Genomic DNA, 16,025 nt, shown 5'->3' with positions numbered 1-16,025 from the left:
CGGCGCGATTGTCCGGTTGTCGGCGGCTCAGCCGCTTCTGTTTTCAAAAACCACGACCGACTTCGCATTGACTTCATAGCGGTGCCTGGCGATCGGCTGTTGCTCTTCCTTGGGAACAATGTCCTGGGGCGAAGGCAACGAGGTGTTAATCGCCAGGCACCATACTTTCTCCTGGATATAAGGCAGTTCGATCAACTGGATACTGTCGGACATATTCATTACGACGTGAAGGTCGGGTTCGTCAACCTCGGTTCCGGCCAGAGTAAAGGCCAGTGTTCGGGTGTCCGGATCGTCCCAGTTGATGCCTTGCCAGGAGATGTCCGGCAAGTGATTGTCCTCGATCGGGTCGCCGGTGAGAAAATTACGGCGCATGAGGGAATTATGCCTTTTCCGGAACGCGATCATCTGCTGAACGAAACGCAGCATGTCGGCGTTTTGCCGGGCCATGTCCCAGTTCAACCAGGTAAGATCGTTATCCTGGCAATAACAGTTGTTGTTGCCGTGTTGGCTATGCAGAAACTCGTCGCCCGCCAGCAGCATCGGAACGCCCTGGCTGAGCAGCACGATGGCAAAGACGTTTTTTACCTGTTGCCTTCTAAGCTTCAATATTTCCGGTTTGTTAGTTTTGCCTTCCACGCCGCAATTGTCGCTCAGATTGTGATTGCAGCCGTCCCGGTTGTTTTCGCCGTTGGCCTCGTTATGCTTTTCGTTGTAACTGAACAAGTCGTACAAGGTAAAGCCGTCGTGACAGGTGACAAAATTGATGCCGCTGATCGGCAGGCGGCCCTGGTCTTCGTAGAGGTCGCTGCTGCCGCAGATTCGGGTCGCCACTTCCCGAATGACGCCCTTTTCCCCCCGGACAAACCGCCGGATCGAATCCCGATACCGGCCGTTCCATTCCGCCCAGCGATAACCGGGAAAGCTGCCCACCTGGTAGAGCCCGGCGGCATCCCAGGCTTCGGCGATCAGCTTGGTTTTGGCCAGTTGTTCCGATAATTCGATGCCCCAGAGCACCGGCGGATCGTGCAGCACCATTCCGCCTTCGCCGCGTGCCATGGCGCTGGCCAGATCGAAGCGGAAACCGTCCACGTGCATTTCTCTGACCCAGTATTCCAGGCAACTGATGATGAACCGGGCTACCAGCGGGTGATTGGCGTTTAAAGTGTTGCCGCAACCGGTGTAATCCAGAAAGATGGTTTTATCATGATAATCGAGATGATAAAAAATATTGCCGGCAATGCCCTTGAAGTTGATGACCGGTCCGTTGGGCCCGGATTCTGCGGTATGGTTGAAGACGACGTCCAAAATCACGCCGATGCCGGCTTTGTGCAGCGCCTTGACCAGATCCTTGAATTCTCTGACATGCGAACCCTGGTCGGGCGTAACGCAAAAACCGGGATGCGGACTGAAAAAACTGTGAGTGCTGTAGCCCCAATAGTTTTTTAGTCCCAGGGCGGCGGTTCCGGCAGGAACGTCTTGTTCGTCGAAGGCCATGACCGGCAACAGTTCGACATGGGTAATGCCCAGTTTTTGGAGATAAGGAATTTTTTCTATGAGTCCGGCAAAGGTGCCCGGGTTTTTAACGCCCGAGGAAGGATGCCGGGTAAAACCGCCCACGTGCAATTCATAAATGATGACTTTCTGGCTTCTCATCGCCAGACATTTGTCGCCTTCCCAATCGTAATGGTCGTCCACCACGACGGCGCGCATGGCCGCGAGGCTATTGTCCCCAGGCAGACAGGCCAGTCCCCGGTCCCAATGTTTGTCGCTGACCGCTTTTGCCCAGGGATCGACCAGAAGTTTCTGTTTGTCGAAGCGCAAGCCGCTTTCCCGGACGTGGTTGGGACCGTCCAGCCGCCAGGAATACCAGGTGCCGGGAGCGAGATCCTTGACGTATACGTGCCAGGAAAAAAAAGTCCGGTTTCTGTCCTTTTTCAGTTTGATCGTTTGAAAAGGCTGTTTACTGTCGACCGATTCGAAAAGTAAAAGCTCCACGGAAGTGGCATGGCGACTGAATATGGAAAAATTGACGCCGCCTCCGTTGGCTTTAGCCCCCGGAGGATAAGCATTTCCGTGCTTTACTTTATATTCTTTTTTCGTCATGTCCCGGCATTTATGCAATAAATTAAAAGGAATGGAAAAGTCTATTTTGTTAAACAGACTTGTCAATATTTTTTTGAGGCGCATTGCAGGCGACAAGCGGGGCATAGTCGATCACCAAAATGCCTTGCAAAAAAAATCATCAAAGGGTACAGTTTTTGCAACCGAGCGGATAATAACACGGATCTTCCATCTCTACACCGAGAAGTCCTCTATTCAAAACCAGCGTCGGAGACGGAGAGGCGGTCTCTGCTTTGGTAGGGAAACAGGAACAGTCCAGGTAATTAAGGTGATCTTCAAGGCTGGTAATGACATTTTCAGAGGCGAGACAGAAATCCCGAATTAAGCTTACTCCGGAAGAAATGCGTGAAATCAGTCAGGAAATCAATCTCAGGTTTGCGCCGAGCAAAGTCTCGCTCGTTGCGGAGGACATTTTTCTCGAGCGGGAGGATGTCAGAGCTTATTCCCGGAGATCTTCCGGGAATTTGACAGCAAGCCTTAAGGAGCCGTGGCAGGCGGCAAAGGGGCTGACCGCGAAAGAGTTGTACGAAATCAGCCGGGAAATCAGCCTGAGGTTTCCTCCCAAAGAAGAAATTGCCAAACCGGAGCTTTTTCTCTTACCGGTCGATCCCTATCATTTATACGCGTATTGGAACATTGGCCCGAACAATGGACAGACCCGCTCGCAGGCATCGGTCGGAAACGACCTGATCCTTCGCATTTACTGGCTACCGCACGGCAGTTCCGGGGACAGCCGTTCGAACGTCTGGTTCGACGTGCCGATTCGTGAACTGAATGCCCGTCAAAAAGTGCGGTTACCGCTCGACGATGCCGCTTATTCGGCGGCGCTCGGTAAATTGCTGCCCAATCACGGCTTCGATGTGTACGCTTGCTCGAACCCTATACGGGTGCCTCGAGGGCACTCGAAGATCATCTCCGTCCCTGATCAGGATGAAAGAAGCGGCCAAGAGGGAAACGCCATAAGATTACCGGCTGCCCGGAAAGGGAGTCTGCCTGTTCCGTCCCATACGAATGAAGAGAGCTTTGCAGCATCCGGATTAATGGATCTACTTCTCGCCACTCAGGAACCGGAACGGCAACCTATCGGCAAGGGGTGGTATGCCAAACTTCATTTTCTGCATCCGGTCGACAGGAACAGATATCCTTTAAAACTGATCGCTCGGTTTATCGACCTCATCAAGGAGCGGGACATCGGAATACAACTGATTCCGGAACCGGCTTTGGTCGAAGATACCCATTTTCCATGGAAAAATGCCTCCGGCCTCGGAATCAAGGAAAGCATTTAACTTCCATGGCAAAAGGATTTCTCGGCATTATTCTGCACGCCCACCTTCCTTATGTAAGGCATCCCGAGCACGACAGTTTTTTTGAAGAAAACTGGCTGTTCGAAGCCGTTACCGAGTGTTATATTCCTCTGCTCGCCGTGCTCGACCGACTCCGGCAGGACAAGGTCGACTATCGGCTGACGCTTTCGCTGTCGCCGACGCTGATTTCCATGCTGCGCGACGAATTATTGCAAAGCCGGTACGTGCGGCATTTGCACCGGTTGCTGGAGCTGGCCGAAAAAGAAATCATCAGAACGCGCCAGCAGCCGGAATTTCAGCAATTGGCGCGCCTATACCGCCGCGCCTTTCTCAAAACCTTGAGCGTTTATCAGGATCGCTATGGTTGCGATGTACTGTCGGCGTTTGACGAGCATCGACGATCAGGCCGTCTGGAATTGATCACGACCGCAGCCACGCACGGTTTTCTGCCCCTGCTCAGCATGAGTGAAACCGCGGTGCGGAATCAGATTCAGGTCGGCATCGACACGTTCAAGTCCAATCTGGGCTTTGCTCCTGCCGGCTTCTGGCTGCCGGAATGCGGTTATTATCCGGGCCTGGAAAACATCCTGAAGGATGCCGGGATCCGCTATTTTTTTGTCGACTCGCACAGTCTCACCAATGCCGGCGAGCCTCCGGAAAACGGGGTTTATGCGCCGTTGGACTGCGGTAACGGCGTGGCGGCTTTTGGCCGGGATCCCGAATCGTCGCAGCAGGTCTGGAGTTCCAGGCAGGGTTATCCCGGCGATTTCGACTACCGGGAATATTACCGGGACATCGGCTTCGATCTGGATCTGACTTATCTGGCGCCGTATCTGCTGGAAGGGAAGACCCGGATCAATACCGGCATCAAATACCACCGGGTAACGGGCGAGAGTCCGGCCAAGGAGATTTATCGGCCCCGGCAGGCCCTGGCCAAGGCCAGGCTGCATGCTCAGGATTTCATTGACAAAAGGCGGCAGCAAATCGAGGCCTTAAGCAGAGAAATGGATCGAACGCCGATAATCGTCGCTCCTTACGATGCCGAACTCTTCGGCCATTGGTGGTTCGAGGGTCCGCATTGGCTGGAGCACGTACTGAGACTGGTCGGCGACGCAAATAACGGAATCCGGACGGTCAGTTGCAGCAATTATTTGGATCAATCGGCGCCGCTGCAGACGGCGACGCCGTCGGCTTCAACCTGGGGCGATCAAGGGTATTACAGTTATTGGATCAATGAAAGCAACGACTGGATCTATCCCCATTTGCATAAAGCCGGCTCAATAATGGAAAATTTTGTCGCCGAATTGCGGGGAATCTCGGTCAGTCCTTTGCAGGAAAGGGCATTGAACCAGGCCGTCCGGTCGATATTGCTGGCGCAGGCTTCCGACTGGCCCTTCATCATGAAATCGGGAACCACCATCGACTACGCCAACAAACGGATTACCGACCATCTGGCGAGATTCCATTATCTTTACGACAGCCTCCGAAACGGCACTATCGACGAGCGTTACTTGACGGCGCTGGAAATCATGGACAACATTTTTCCGGACCTCGATTTCAGGAGTTATTGCCCGCAGGCAGCTTGTTGACGACAAAGGCGACAAGGCCCGTCAGAGTGAGGATAGGCGATATCGAAAGCAAAAGAAAACTTTTCATTAAACAGTCATATTTGTTCTATAGCATGGACAGTCGGCAATAAATCATGCCGATCCGAATGCCGGGAATTCCGACGGAAAGCAGCGGAATAACCGACGGATACGGATAGGGCAGGGTTGCTTCCATCCACTATCCGGCAGAAAACAATATGACATTGAGAATAGCCTTCATCAGCGATGCCTGGCATCCGCAAATCAATGGTGTCGTGACCACCATTAAAAACACCTGTACGCTTCTGGAACAATCGGGACATCTTGTCAAACTGGTGACTCCGGATCAATTTAAAACCATCCCTTGCCCTACTTATCCTTCCATTCGACTGGCCGTGGCCTGTTATGAAAAACTGGCCGGGGAACTGAACGAATTTAAACCTCAACGGATTCACATCGCCACCGAAGGGCCGCTAGGCGTGGCGGCGAGGCGCTACTGTCTCGCTAGAAAACTGGCGTTTACCACATCGTTCCATACCTTGTTTGCCGAATACGTGCATTTGCGTTTTAAAATTCCGATGGCCTGGGGGTATCGCTATTTGCGCTGGTTTCATGCGCCGGCGCAACAAGTCATGGTGGCCACGCCGTCGGTGGAAGCCAATTTGCAGAGCTGGGGATTCAAAAACAGGATGGTGCGCTGGTCGCGCGGCGTCGATGCCGATTTGTATCGTCCGCGGGATAAAGACTTTATTTCTCGGCCTCGCCCGATCTCCTTATTTGCCGGAAGAATAGCCGTTGAAAAAAATATTGAAGCCTTTTTGGAGCTGGATCTGCCCGGTACCAAGCTCGTAGTGGGCGACGGCCCTCAGTTGAAAGAATTTAAAAGCAAATTTCCCGATGCGGTGTTTGTCGGCTTTCAGACAGGAGAACCTTTGGCTCGATACATGGCCGCTGCCGATGTATTCGTATTCCCCAGCCGTACCGATACTTTCGGCATCGTCATGCTGGAGGCCCTGGCATCCGGCGTGCCGGTGGCGGCCTTTCCGGTCACCGGCCCCTTGGACGTCATCATCAACGACAAAGTCGGCAAGCTCGACGATAATTTGAAAAAAGCGGTTAACGAGGCGCTGCAATTGGATGCCGGGGATTGCCGAAATCATGCGCTGAACTATTCCTGGGCGAAGTGCACCGAGCAGTTTTTCAATAATCTGGTTTCCGTTTCTCAATAGATCGGTTCGTGGCATCAAGCCGCATCTCCTGCCTGAAAAGACCCGGTTTCCGTTCCGGGTTATTCTTTTACAGCAACCGCCGGACCTTCACTCTTGCATTGAACGCGCGCCTGGGTACAGGATTTGCCCAATCGCATGCGAGTCCTTTATAAAAAAATGTACAATACTTTATCGATTCGAAGGATTCGGGCAATGATTAGAAAATCGTAGAAATAGAATTGAGCCTTCCCGGTAAAACCGGGCCGATTTTTACCAACGATCAGATAAACTATACGATTTTTTGGCCAATCATATACTTAATCGAGTAAGAGAGGCTTCATTCCGATGACCTCTCGAGCGCACAAAGCCCGAAGACTTTTACGAATACCCTGACCTTACCGGAGGATTAGATTACACGTGGGAATGCAAGATAATTTCGAACAACTGCCGCTAAAGAATTTCGCCGAGAAAGCCTATCTCGATTATTCGATGTACGTAATTCTGGACCGGGCGCTGCCGAACATCGCCGACGGCTTGAAACCGGTGCAGCGGCGCATCGTTTACGCGATGTCGGAGCTGGGCCTGACGGCGCTGGCCAAATACAAGAAATCGGCCCGGACGGTCGGGGACGTGCTCGGCAAATACCATCCGCACGGCGATACTGCTTGTTATGAAGCGATGGTGCTCATGGCGCAGGATTTTTCCTACCGTTATCCGCTGATCGACGGCCAGGGCAACTGGGGCTCGCTCGACGACCCGAAATCGTTCGCCGCGATGCGCTATACCGAATCGCGCCTGACCGCTTATGCGCAGACCTTGTTGAGCGAATTGGGACAAGGCACGGTCGAATGGACCGACAATTTCGACGGCACTTTGAAAGAACCGGAGCTGCTGCCGGCCCGGCTGCCCAACGTGCTGCTGAACGGTACCACCGGCATCGCCGTCGGCATGGCGACCGACATCCCGCCGCATAATCTCAGGGAAGTCGCGGCCGCGTGCATCCAGCTTCTGGACGATCCCGACAGCTCGATCGAGCAGCTTTTCACTCATGTCAAAGGTCCCGATTTTCCGACCGATGCGGAAATCGTCAGCTCCGCCGACGACCTGCGGAAAATGTACATGAGCGGCGGCGGCTCCGTCAAAATGCGCGCCCGATACGAGCAGGAAGACGGCAACATCGTCATCACCGCGTTGCCCTATCAGGTGTCCGGAGCCAGACTGATGGAACAGATCGCGGCGCAAATGCTCGCGAAAAAACTGCCGATGATCGAGGACCTCCGGGACGAATCGGATCATGAAAATCCCACTCGCCTGGTCGTGATACCGAAATCGAAACGCATCGACGTCGATGCGGTCATGTCGCATTTGTTCGCGACCACCGACCTGGAAAAAAGTTACCGGGTCAATCTCAACATGATCGGCCTGGACGGCCGGCCGAAGGTCAAGGATCTTCGGGAGATTCTGGTCGAATGGCTGACCTTCCGCACCGAAACGGTCCGGCGACGGTTGCAGCACAGGCTGGACAAGGTACTGGCGCGCCTTCATATTCTGGAAGGTTTGTTGATCGCCTATCTCAACATCGACGAAGTCATCGCGATCATTCGCACCGAAGAGCACCCGAAACCGGTGCTGATGGCCCGCTTCGGCATTACCGACGTCCAGGCCGAAGCGATACTCGAGTTGAAGCTGCGTTATCTGGCCAAGCTGGAAGAAATGAAAATACGCGGCGAACAGGACGAACTGCAACAGGAGCGGGCCGCGCTCGAAAAGACGCTGGGTTCCCCCAGGCTGCTGAATAGGCTGATCCGGAAGGAACTGGAGCGCGACGCCGAGAAATATGGCGACGATCGCCGTTCGCCCATCGTCGAGAGAGAAGCGGCTCAGCCGATGGAAACGGCGGCGCTGATCAGCAACGAACCGCTGACGGTCGTCATGTCTCAAAAAGGCTGGATCCGGGCGGCGAAAGGGCACGATTTCGACGTCGACAGCCTGAACTACCGTTCCGGCGACGGTTTTCTCGACGCCGCCAGGTGCCGGACCACCCAGCCTGTCTATATTCTCGATTCTACCGGCCGTGCCTACAGCACGACCACGCACGATCTGCCCTCGGCCAGAACCCATGGCGAACCGTTGACCGGACGCCTCAATCCGCCGCCCCGATCGCTGTTCGTGCATCTTCTGGCCGGCAATCCCGAAGACTGGTATCTATTGTGCAGTAATTACGGCTACGGCTTCAGGGTTCAGTTGAAGGAGTTGTTCAGCAAGAACAAGGCGGGCAAACAATTGATCTCGCTGCCCGACGGCTCCAAAGTGGTCAAGCCCGCGCCGATGCGAAGCGAAACCGATCTGATTGCCGTCGCCACGCTGCAGGGGCGTCTTTTGATTTTCTCCGCTGCGGAAATCCCTGAACTGGCCAAAGGCAAGGGCAACAAGCTGATTCAGATTCCCTCGGCCGATCTGGCTTCCGGCAAGGATGCCGTCGTCGCAGCGGTAGCCATGCCTGCGCACGGGCAGTTGAAAGTCACTTCGGGCAAGCGCCAGTTGACGATGAAAGGGCAGGACATCGAGCATTATTCGGGCAGCCGGGCGCAGCGAGGCTCCGTTCTTCCGCGCGGATTCCAGCGGGTGGACGGGCTCGATTGGGAATAACCGTGGCGCCTTCGTTCAGCGATGGGACGGAGGCGCTCGTCCCTTTGTCAGTACTGTTATGAACCGGTTGCCGCAGAAAGTCCGGAGTGAAGCCGGCAAATGGATTTCGCCTGATGCAGACGGCCGTTTGACAGGCAATCGATCAATGCCGTGATCCGTTCCATGTAATGAGCCGTATCGCTGCCGAAGGCTTCCGGCAGGCGGCGTTTCTCCAGCGGCGACAAATGACCGTCGAACGCGGCGGCAATGCACAGCAAGTCCAGCAGGAACAGCCGCTCGTCGGGCGATACGTCGTGCAGCACCTGCAGAAAAACTTCCCAGTCGTCGAAATCGGCGCGGTCCCGGACGGCGAAACGCTCGCTGAACCGGTGCAGCAGAATCAGCATGTTCGGATGATGATTCTGGGTGAGCACCATCATCGTGGCGATGGCTCGAACCGCGCCTTCCTGCGCCTTCAGCGACAAGTGCGAGGAAACATCGGGCGTAATGGCTTCTTCGGTCAGGTATTCGGCGAGGCGGTAGCCGAACAAGCGAAGACGAGCTTCCCGCACGACCCGGTACATCACCACCGCATCCCAAACGGCGGTGACCGGAATCGCCACCCAGTTGAAACTGGCGCGCAAGCCGAATCGTCCCGCAAGGCGAGTCAGAATCACCCGGATCACGAAGCTGGAAAGGAAGACCTTGAGCTTATAAAGAAAGCCGATGAGCAGGAGCTTCGGCCTGGAAACGTACTTCATCGGGTCGATGCCGAGGTATTTGACCACGGGATCGGGCAATTCCAGCGCCGCGCGGGCCAGCAGGTTGGCGACGGTATCGTCCCAGGGCATCAGGCCGGAGTCTTCCAGTCGGTGGTGCCGGGTCAGACAGGCGACGCTGTGCACGGTTTTCAAGCCGAGCCAGAACAGCAGGACGAGTTCGATCAGCAGAAAGATCAGGCCGATGCCGGCTTGCAAGGCGAAGTAATGATAGGCCGAAAGGTGCCCGGCATAGCGCCACTCCAGCACGACCGCCGGAACGCTGCAAGCCGCCCCGATGCAGAAAGCAATGATCGCGGCGTAGTCGGTGATGATCTCGGCTAAAAAATGCAGGGCTTCGTCGCCGGAGTTATCTTCTTCGGGCTGCGTCTTTGTTCCGGTTTCGTCTCCGGCTTTGCCGGCGAGCCGGCGGTAATAACCGGCGCCGATGTGCTCGAGGAATCCCGTCCTGTTTTCACGGCGGTAGCGATTGGATTTATTCATGCTTGAAGAAAGCTGGATTCGTTAATCGACACTATTGTAAAAGCAGGGAGAATGAACGGCAAATACGGCCTGCTGGTCCAATGATTACGCTTGGACCCAAAAAAGGATTATTTTTGGGGCTCTTTTATATTTCTTTGGGTATTACGGAAAAAATTATTGAACGGCACGCCTCAAGTGAAAGAGCCGTTTCAGGATAAAAAGAACTATACTCCTGTTTTTCATTCTCTCGTGAGTTCGTTCGGAAGCAGTGCAGGATTTTTTCAGGAACATGAGGGAATGAAATAATGGCAGGGCGATAAGGTGTAATAGCAATAACAAAAATCTATTTGATATTAAGGAGAAACCGATGAAAAAATTACGTGTTTACACAATGGTTATTGTTGCCGTGATGGCGATCGGGATGTCGGCGGAAGCGAGCGCACATACGGCAGCGCAAAAATTCGGCCGGGGCCTGGCCGGAATGACCTGCGGATTTCTTGAGATTCCGGGCAACATCGTCAAGGAAACCCGGGCGCAAGGCGCGGTCGGCGTTCCGGTGGGCCTGGCCAAGGGGCTCGGCATGACTGTGGCCCGTGAACTGATCGGCGTTTACGAGTTTGTCTCGGCACCTTTTCCGGCGCCGGCAGGCTATCGTCCCATCCTAAGTCCGGAATATCCCTGGGATTATTTCTAACGGTCTTGGAGCGGGCAGGGTACAGTATCGCCCTGCCCGATTCAGGGCGGTGTGAAGGTTCTGTCGTAGGAGAGGCCATTGGGCGTATTGTTTTGGGTCCATGCCTCTCAAAGCAGGCCATTTCTAAAGTAAAAGACGGCTCGGGTCTTATGGCCCGGCAGAAAAGATGAGAGGCATACCATGGCGACAGTATTGGTGACCGGTGCAAACCGGGGTTTGGGCTTGGAGTTTTGCCGGCAATATGCAGCGGACGGCTGGCGCGTTCTGGCCTGCTGCCGGCATCCGGATACGGCGGTCGGTCTGGCCGAATTGCCCGGAGTGTCCGTGCATGCCCTGGATGTTTCCGATTTCAAACGGATCGATAATTTGGCGCTGGCACTGCGGGACACCCCGATCGATGTTTTCATTAACAATGCGGGGGTCTACGGCGACAGTCTCGGCCATGCCTTCGGCCATCTGGATTATGAGGCCTGGACGCAGGCGTTGAAGATCAACAGCCAGGCACCGGTAAAAATGGCGGAAGCTTTTTTGCCCCACCTTAAACGCTCGGAAAAAAAGTTGCTCGTCTCGATCACGAGCCAGATGGGCAGCATTGCCGACAACGGCAGCGGCGGCAGCATTATGTACCGTACCAGCAAGGCGGCTCTGAATGCGGCGATGAAAAGCCTGGCCATCGATCTGGAAGAGCAGGGCATCGGGGTTGTTCTGTTGCATCCCGGCTGGGTTAAGACCGACATGGGCGGAGAACATGCTTTGATAGAACCGGCGGAGAGCATTGCCGGCATGCGCCGGATCATTGAAGATTTTACTTTTGAGCAAAGCGGCGTTTTTTTAAAATACGACGGATCGAGCCTGCCGTGGTAAGCTAAGTCTCGGATCGGCAGCCGCTTCGGTTTTTCTCAGGTCAAAGGACGTTGCTTTTTGAATTACGATGTTTTTTTTCGGAAATCACGCGGCCGTTTGATGAAATTGAGAAATCCGGCCCGACGATTCAAACTCGGGCATGTTTGGCATCAAGGTAAAAAGAATAATTGTCTTATTAAAAGCGGCTGAAAGGTTATTGAAAGGTTTAGGTCATAGAATAAACCTCGGCAGCCGTTCAATCCCCCCTCAAGTGCTCTTCGACGGGCGGCCCTCATTGCTCACAGTGCCCTTGACGGTCAGCGCGTCCAAGAGCGAACGGTTGCCGACACCCCCCTCGTCTTGTTTGTCGAAGCCGACGGCTTCGGTATCATCCCTCGGTATTTCGAAAAAACGGTTTTCGTCCGGAGAATGGAAAATTTTCTCGTCGCGTCGGCAATTGCCCATGGTTCCGAACCATAACTCCAATGCGCCTCGTTCGGATTCCGTCCCGCTTCCCCCTTAAACCAATCCGTTGCGCCGTATGAGTTTCGATAGGGCTTGCGTAGCCGGCGGACCTAAAGGATGATGGTATTTGTTTCGGCCATCCCTTTCCGGTGATATGAAGAGACTGCGCCGGAAATTTCTACTTTTCAACGATTTTTATTCGGATATTCCATGCAGACGAAATCATTGAGTTTCCGGTTGCTGGCTTCGGAAGGGCTGGTGCTGGCGGCGTTCTTTGCGCTGGTGGCCGTGGTTCTTGAGCGGAGTTTTCTGGAAAGCGCGGAAGAAGCGTTAAAGGAAAGATTGCAGGTTCAGGTTTATTCCCTGCTGTCCGCGGCCGAACTCAACAATTCGGGACAATTGACCATCTCGGCCAATCTGCCCGAGCCGAGATTCGCCAACCCCGGCTCCGGGCTGTACGGATTCATTCATCAGGACAAGAAAAAATTGATATGGCACTCGCCTTCGGCCATCGGCCTGGACGTGCTCGTTGCGCCCGAATTGAATCCGGGCGGGTATGTATTCGAGCTGGTCAAGAACAACCGCTATGCCTTTCACTATCGTGTTCTGTGGCAGAATGTAGCCGGCGTGGAGCGCGATTACATCTTCACGGTAGCCGAAGACGGCGAGTTCGTCAGCCATCAGGTCAAGCGGTTCAACGATACCTTGAGATTCTGGCTGCTGATCATCGGCATCGTACTGATCGTCATCCAGTTCATGCTGTTGCGCTGGAGCCTCAAGCCGCTCCGGATGATCGGGAAAGACCTGGAAGCGATAGAAAAAGGCGAGAAAATCCGGCTGGATGGTTATTATGCGACCGAACTGCAGGGCCTGGCCGGCAATCTCAACGCCTTGATCAGCAGCGAACGGGCGCATCTGGACCGCTACCGGAATACGCTGGCCGATCTCGCGCACAGCTTGAAAACGCCCCTTGCGATCCTGCACGGTTGCATCGAATCCTTTCACGGCCATCGCGATACCGTGCAGGAACAGATCGTGCGAATGGATCAGATCGTCGAGTACCAATTGCAACGCGCCGCCGCCAAGGGCGAGCATAAAACGATCAAGGCGGTCGACGTATCGATCATCATCAACAAAATTGTCGCGTCGCTGGCGAAGGTGTATATCGATAAAGGCATGACCTTCGAATTGTCGGTGCCGAGTTCCAGCATTATCCGCTACGAAGAAGGCGATCTCTACGAAATCATCGGCAACCTGCTCGACAACGCCTGCAAATGGTGCCGGCAGACGGTGAAAGTCGACGTGACGCTCAACGTGCGCAGAAACCGGCGCAACTTTTCGTTGCTGTTGCTCATTGAAGACGACGGGCCCGGCATTCCTCAGGATAAACTGTCGGAAATTCTGAAGAGAGGCGTGCGTGCCGATGAAAATATTCATGGGCACGGCATCGGCATGGCGGTGGTCAATGAGTTGATCGGATTGCTGGGCGGCACGCTGGAGGGAGGCAAGAGCAAGACGCTGGGCGGCATGGTCTGGAGCGTTTACCTGCCTTGATCAAAGTCGGGAGGAATGCCCGCCGGTCGGGCCGGCTGCGGCGACAGGCCATTCAAGTTCTGAGCCGGGAGCGGAAATCTACAAAAGATAAGCGCGTACAGAGGCACGAATCGTTCGTTTCGTTTAAAATCCGGTTTTTAATCATCGAATCAGTGAATGCTCATGTTCAACGGTTTTCCTTTTGCCGCCATCGATACGGACGTCTTTCCGGCTCATTATGAAGCGGCCCGGCAGCGCTGGCTGGCTCTGGTGTCCGCGCTACCGGCCGATGCCAAGCAATATCGCCCGTACCAATGCCAGGGCACCGGACCTGAGGGTAGCCCCCTGTTTACCGACACGGTCTGGTTCGGCGACAAGGAGGCACGCCGGGTGGTCGTCGTGCTCGCGGGGACTCATGGCATCGAGGGATTCGCCGGCAGCGCCGTACAGATCGATCATTTGCATCTTTTGACCTCCGGGAAAATCTCCCTTCCCGAAAATACCGCCTTGTTGCTGGTTCACGCCCTGACGCCCTGGGGGTACGCCTGGCTGCGCCGCTGCGATGAAGATGGCGTGGATCTCAACCGCAACATCGTCGATTTTTCCGGCCGGCTGCCCGAGAATCCAGGCTATGAATGCCTCAGGAACGCCTTGTTTTCAGACGATGCCATGCGACGAAAACTGATTTTCGTCGAATACGAAAAAGCGCACGGCCGGGTAGCGCTGGAAAAAGCCATCAGCGCCGGCCAGTACACCGATCTGCAAGGTCCGTTTTATGGCGGCCGCAAACCGGCTCATGGCCGCCTGGTCACCGAACATTTGATCAAAACCTATGCCCTGAGGGAGCGGGACTTGGCGGTGATCGACGTGCATACGGGACTCGGGCCTTATGGGTACGGCGAAATCATCTGCGACCACAATCCGGACAGTCCGGGTACGGCCGCGTCTCTCCGCTGCTACGGCGATTCGGTTACCCTGCCGTTGCTCGGCACTTCCAGTTCGGTTCCGAAGACCGGTTTGCTCGATTACGCCTGGCATGCGGTCATGAACGAGCGCAGTTGTTACGTGACGCTGGAGTTCGGTACGTTCGGCACCGATCAATTGTTCGAGGTCCTGCTGAAGGATCATCAGCTTTGGGCGGGCCAGAACAACATGCGGGAACGCCTGGATCACAGCCGGCTCATGCGCCGGCATTTCTGCCCCGACGATCAGGCCTGGAAGGAAATGGTGCTGTTCCGGGCGCGGCAAGTCGTGGCTCAAGCTATAAGGAATTTATGAGCGCAACGAACAGCCGCAATATCCTGATCCGGCCTGCCAGGCTGTCGGATCTCGAGGATCTGGTGCAACTGGAAAACGTCAGTTTCGATACCGACCGGATGAGCCGGCGGAGTTTCCGGCACTGGATCACCACCGATCATCGCGCCATCCTGGTAGCCGAAGTGGATGGCCGTTTTGCCGGCTATATCCTTATTATTTATCATCCGGGAACCCGTCTGGCCCGAATTTATTCGCTGGCAGTGGCTATTCCGTATCGAGGGGAAGGCATCGCCAAGCTGTTGATGTCGGCCGGCGAGCAGGCCGCCATTGACGACGGGCGGCTTTATCTGCGTCTGGAAGTCGGCGTCGACAATGTCGCCGCGATCGGGCTGTACGAAACGTTGGGTTTTCAAAAATTCGGCATCTACCGGGATTATTATGAAAACCACAAGGACGCGTTACGGTTTCAGAAATGCATCAGACACTACCACGATACGCTCCAGCACCGGCCCGTGCACTGGTTAAGGCAGACTACGCCTTTTACCTGCGGGCCGGCCGCGCTGATGATGGCCATGCACGGACTCAACAACAGTTATCAGCCTTCGATCGAAGAAGAAATCAATCTATGGCGGGAAGCGACCACCATTTTCATGACCTCCGGCCACGGCGGCTGCCACCCGATCGGTCTGGCGCTTGCTGCAAAAAGACGCGGATTTAAGGTTGATGTCTGGATTAACCGGAGAGACACCCTGTTCGTCGACAGCGTGCGTAATGATGAAAAAAAGCAGGTGGTCGAATTGGTTGATACCTGTTTTAAGCGGGAAGCCGAGGAGCAGGGTGTCGACGTCCATTATATCGATGTGACTCAAAACGAACTGATCAACGCCTTCAAAGCGGGGGCCATTCCGCTGATCCTGATCAGCACCTACCAATTGGACAAGAAAAAAGCGCCGCACTGGGTCGTGATGAGCGGCTTCGATAACGATTGTCTGTATATGCACGATCCCGACCCGGAAGAGGGGCGCAAAGGCGAGCTTGATTGCCAGTTCATTCCCATTGCGTGCGAAGATTTCGACAGAATGTCCTGTTTTGGCAAAAGCCGGCTGCGTACGGCAGTGGTCCTCTGGCCGGATTAGATAGCCTCT

12 protein-coding genes are annotated in these 16,025 nt (G+C 54.7%); 9 read left to right on the top strand and 3 right to left on the bottom strand.

The window, feature by feature from the left end; translation table 11 throughout:
• Positions 1-27 precede the first annotated feature (27 nt).
• Positions 28-2,103 carry a glycogen debranching protein GlgX gene (gene glgX / locus A3OW_RS0110635; protein ID WP_020563427.1) on the bottom strand — a complete coding sequence of 692 codons (2,076 nt, stop codon included), beginning with the start codon at positions 2,101-2,103 and terminating at the stop codon, positions 28-30.
• Between the two features lie 359 nt (positions 2,104-2,462).
• Between glgX and A3OW_RS0110625 the strand changes: the two genes are divergently transcribed.
• The 4 genes from A3OW_RS0110625 to parC all read left to right on the top strand — a co-directional run bounded on the left by A3OW_RS0110625 (position 2,463) and on the right by parC (position 8,868).
• Positions 2,463-3,407: a DUF4912 domain-containing protein gene (locus tag A3OW_RS0110625; RefSeq protein WP_020563425.1), complete on the top strand. Its 945-nt coding sequence runs from the start codon at positions 2,463-2,465 to the stop codon at positions 3,405-3,407.
• 5 nt (positions 3,408-3,412) lie between these two features.
• A complete protein-coding gene (locus A3OW_RS0110620) occupies positions 3,413-5,014 on the top strand; it encodes a glycoside hydrolase family 57 protein (protein WP_026223490.1) in 1,602 nt (533 codons plus the stop codon).
• A gap of 215 nt (positions 5,015-5,229) precedes the next feature.
• Positions 5,230-6,240, top strand: coding sequence for a glycosyltransferase family 4 protein (locus tag A3OW_RS0110610; RefSeq protein WP_020563422.1), 1,011 nt, complete (start codon positions 5,230-5,232; stop codon positions 6,238-6,240).
• Between the two features lie 402 nt (positions 6,241-6,642).
• Positions 6,643-8,868, top strand: a complete 2,226-nt coding sequence (parC, locus tag A3OW_RS0110605; protein ID WP_020563421.1) for a DNA topoisomerase IV subunit A — start codon at positions 6,643-6,645, stop codon at positions 8,866-8,868.
• Positions 8,869-8,924: 56 nt separating this feature from the next.
• On the opposite strand, the gene A3OW_RS0110600 is transcribed toward parC, so the two are convergent.
• On the bottom strand, positions 8,925-10,109 hold the full coding sequence (locus A3OW_RS0110600; protein WP_020563420.1) for an LBF_2804 family protein: 1,185 nt from the start codon (positions 10,107-10,109) through the stop codon (positions 8,925-8,927).
• A gap of 346 nt (positions 10,110-10,455) precedes the next feature.
• On the opposite strand from A3OW_RS0110600, the gene A3OW_RS0110590 reads away from it, so the two are divergent.
• Entirely contained in the window at positions 10,456-10,782 is a 327-nt protein-coding gene (locus A3OW_RS0110590) for an exosortase system-associated protein, TIGR04073 family (RefSeq protein WP_020563418.1), read from the top strand.
• 180 nt (positions 10,783-10,962) lie between these two features.
• Positions 10,963-11,646, top strand: a complete 684-nt coding sequence (locus tag A3OW_RS0110585; protein ID WP_020563417.1) for an SDR family oxidoreductase — start codon at positions 10,963-10,965, stop codon at positions 11,644-11,646.
• Between the two features lie 246 nt (positions 11,647-11,892).
• Here the strand turns inward: A3OW_RS0110585 and A3OW_RS0110580 are convergent, their stop codons facing one another.
• On the bottom strand, positions 11,893-12,111 hold the full coding sequence (locus A3OW_RS0110580) for a hypothetical protein (RefSeq protein WP_198291308.1): 219 nt from the start codon (positions 12,109-12,111) through the stop codon (positions 11,893-11,895).
• A 189-nt stretch (positions 12,112-12,300) separates the two neighbouring features.
• On the opposite strand from A3OW_RS0110580, the gene A3OW_RS0110575 reads away from it, so the two are divergent.
• The 3 genes from A3OW_RS0110575 to A3OW_RS0110565 all read left to right on the top strand — a co-directional run bounded on the left by A3OW_RS0110575 (position 12,301) and on the right by A3OW_RS0110565 (position 16,016).
• Positions 12,301-13,644 (top strand): ATP-binding protein, encoded by a 1,344-nt coding sequence (locus A3OW_RS0110575; RefSeq protein ID WP_020563415.1) that lies wholly within the window; start codon positions 12,301-12,303, stop codon positions 13,642-13,644.
• Between the two features lie 156 nt (positions 13,645-13,800).
• The gene (locus tag A3OW_RS0110570) at positions 13,801-14,901 is read left to right on the top strand and encodes a DUF2817 domain-containing protein (protein WP_020563414.1); all 1,101 of its coding nucleotides are present in this window, start codon (positions 13,801-13,803) and stop codon (positions 14,899-14,901) included.
• Positions 14,898-16,016 carry a GNAT family N-acetyltransferase/peptidase C39 family protein gene (locus A3OW_RS0110565; protein ID WP_020563413.1) on the top strand — a complete coding sequence of 373 codons (1,119 nt, stop codon included), beginning with the start codon at positions 14,898-14,900 and terminating at the stop codon, positions 16,014-16,016. The genes A3OW_RS0110570 and A3OW_RS0110565 overlap by 4 nt, the downstream gene beginning before the upstream one ends.
• Positions 16,017-16,025: the final 9 nt, after the last annotated feature.

The sequence above is a fragment of the Methylosarcina fibrata AML-C10 genome (assembly GCF_000372865.1).
Lineage (GTDB): Bacteria > Pseudomonadota > Gammaproteobacteria > Methylococcales > Methylomonadaceae > Methylosarcina > Methylosarcina fibrata.
The sequence above is the reverse complement of the archived record's forward strand: the minus strand, read 5'-3'. Positions and strand labels throughout refer to the sequence as shown.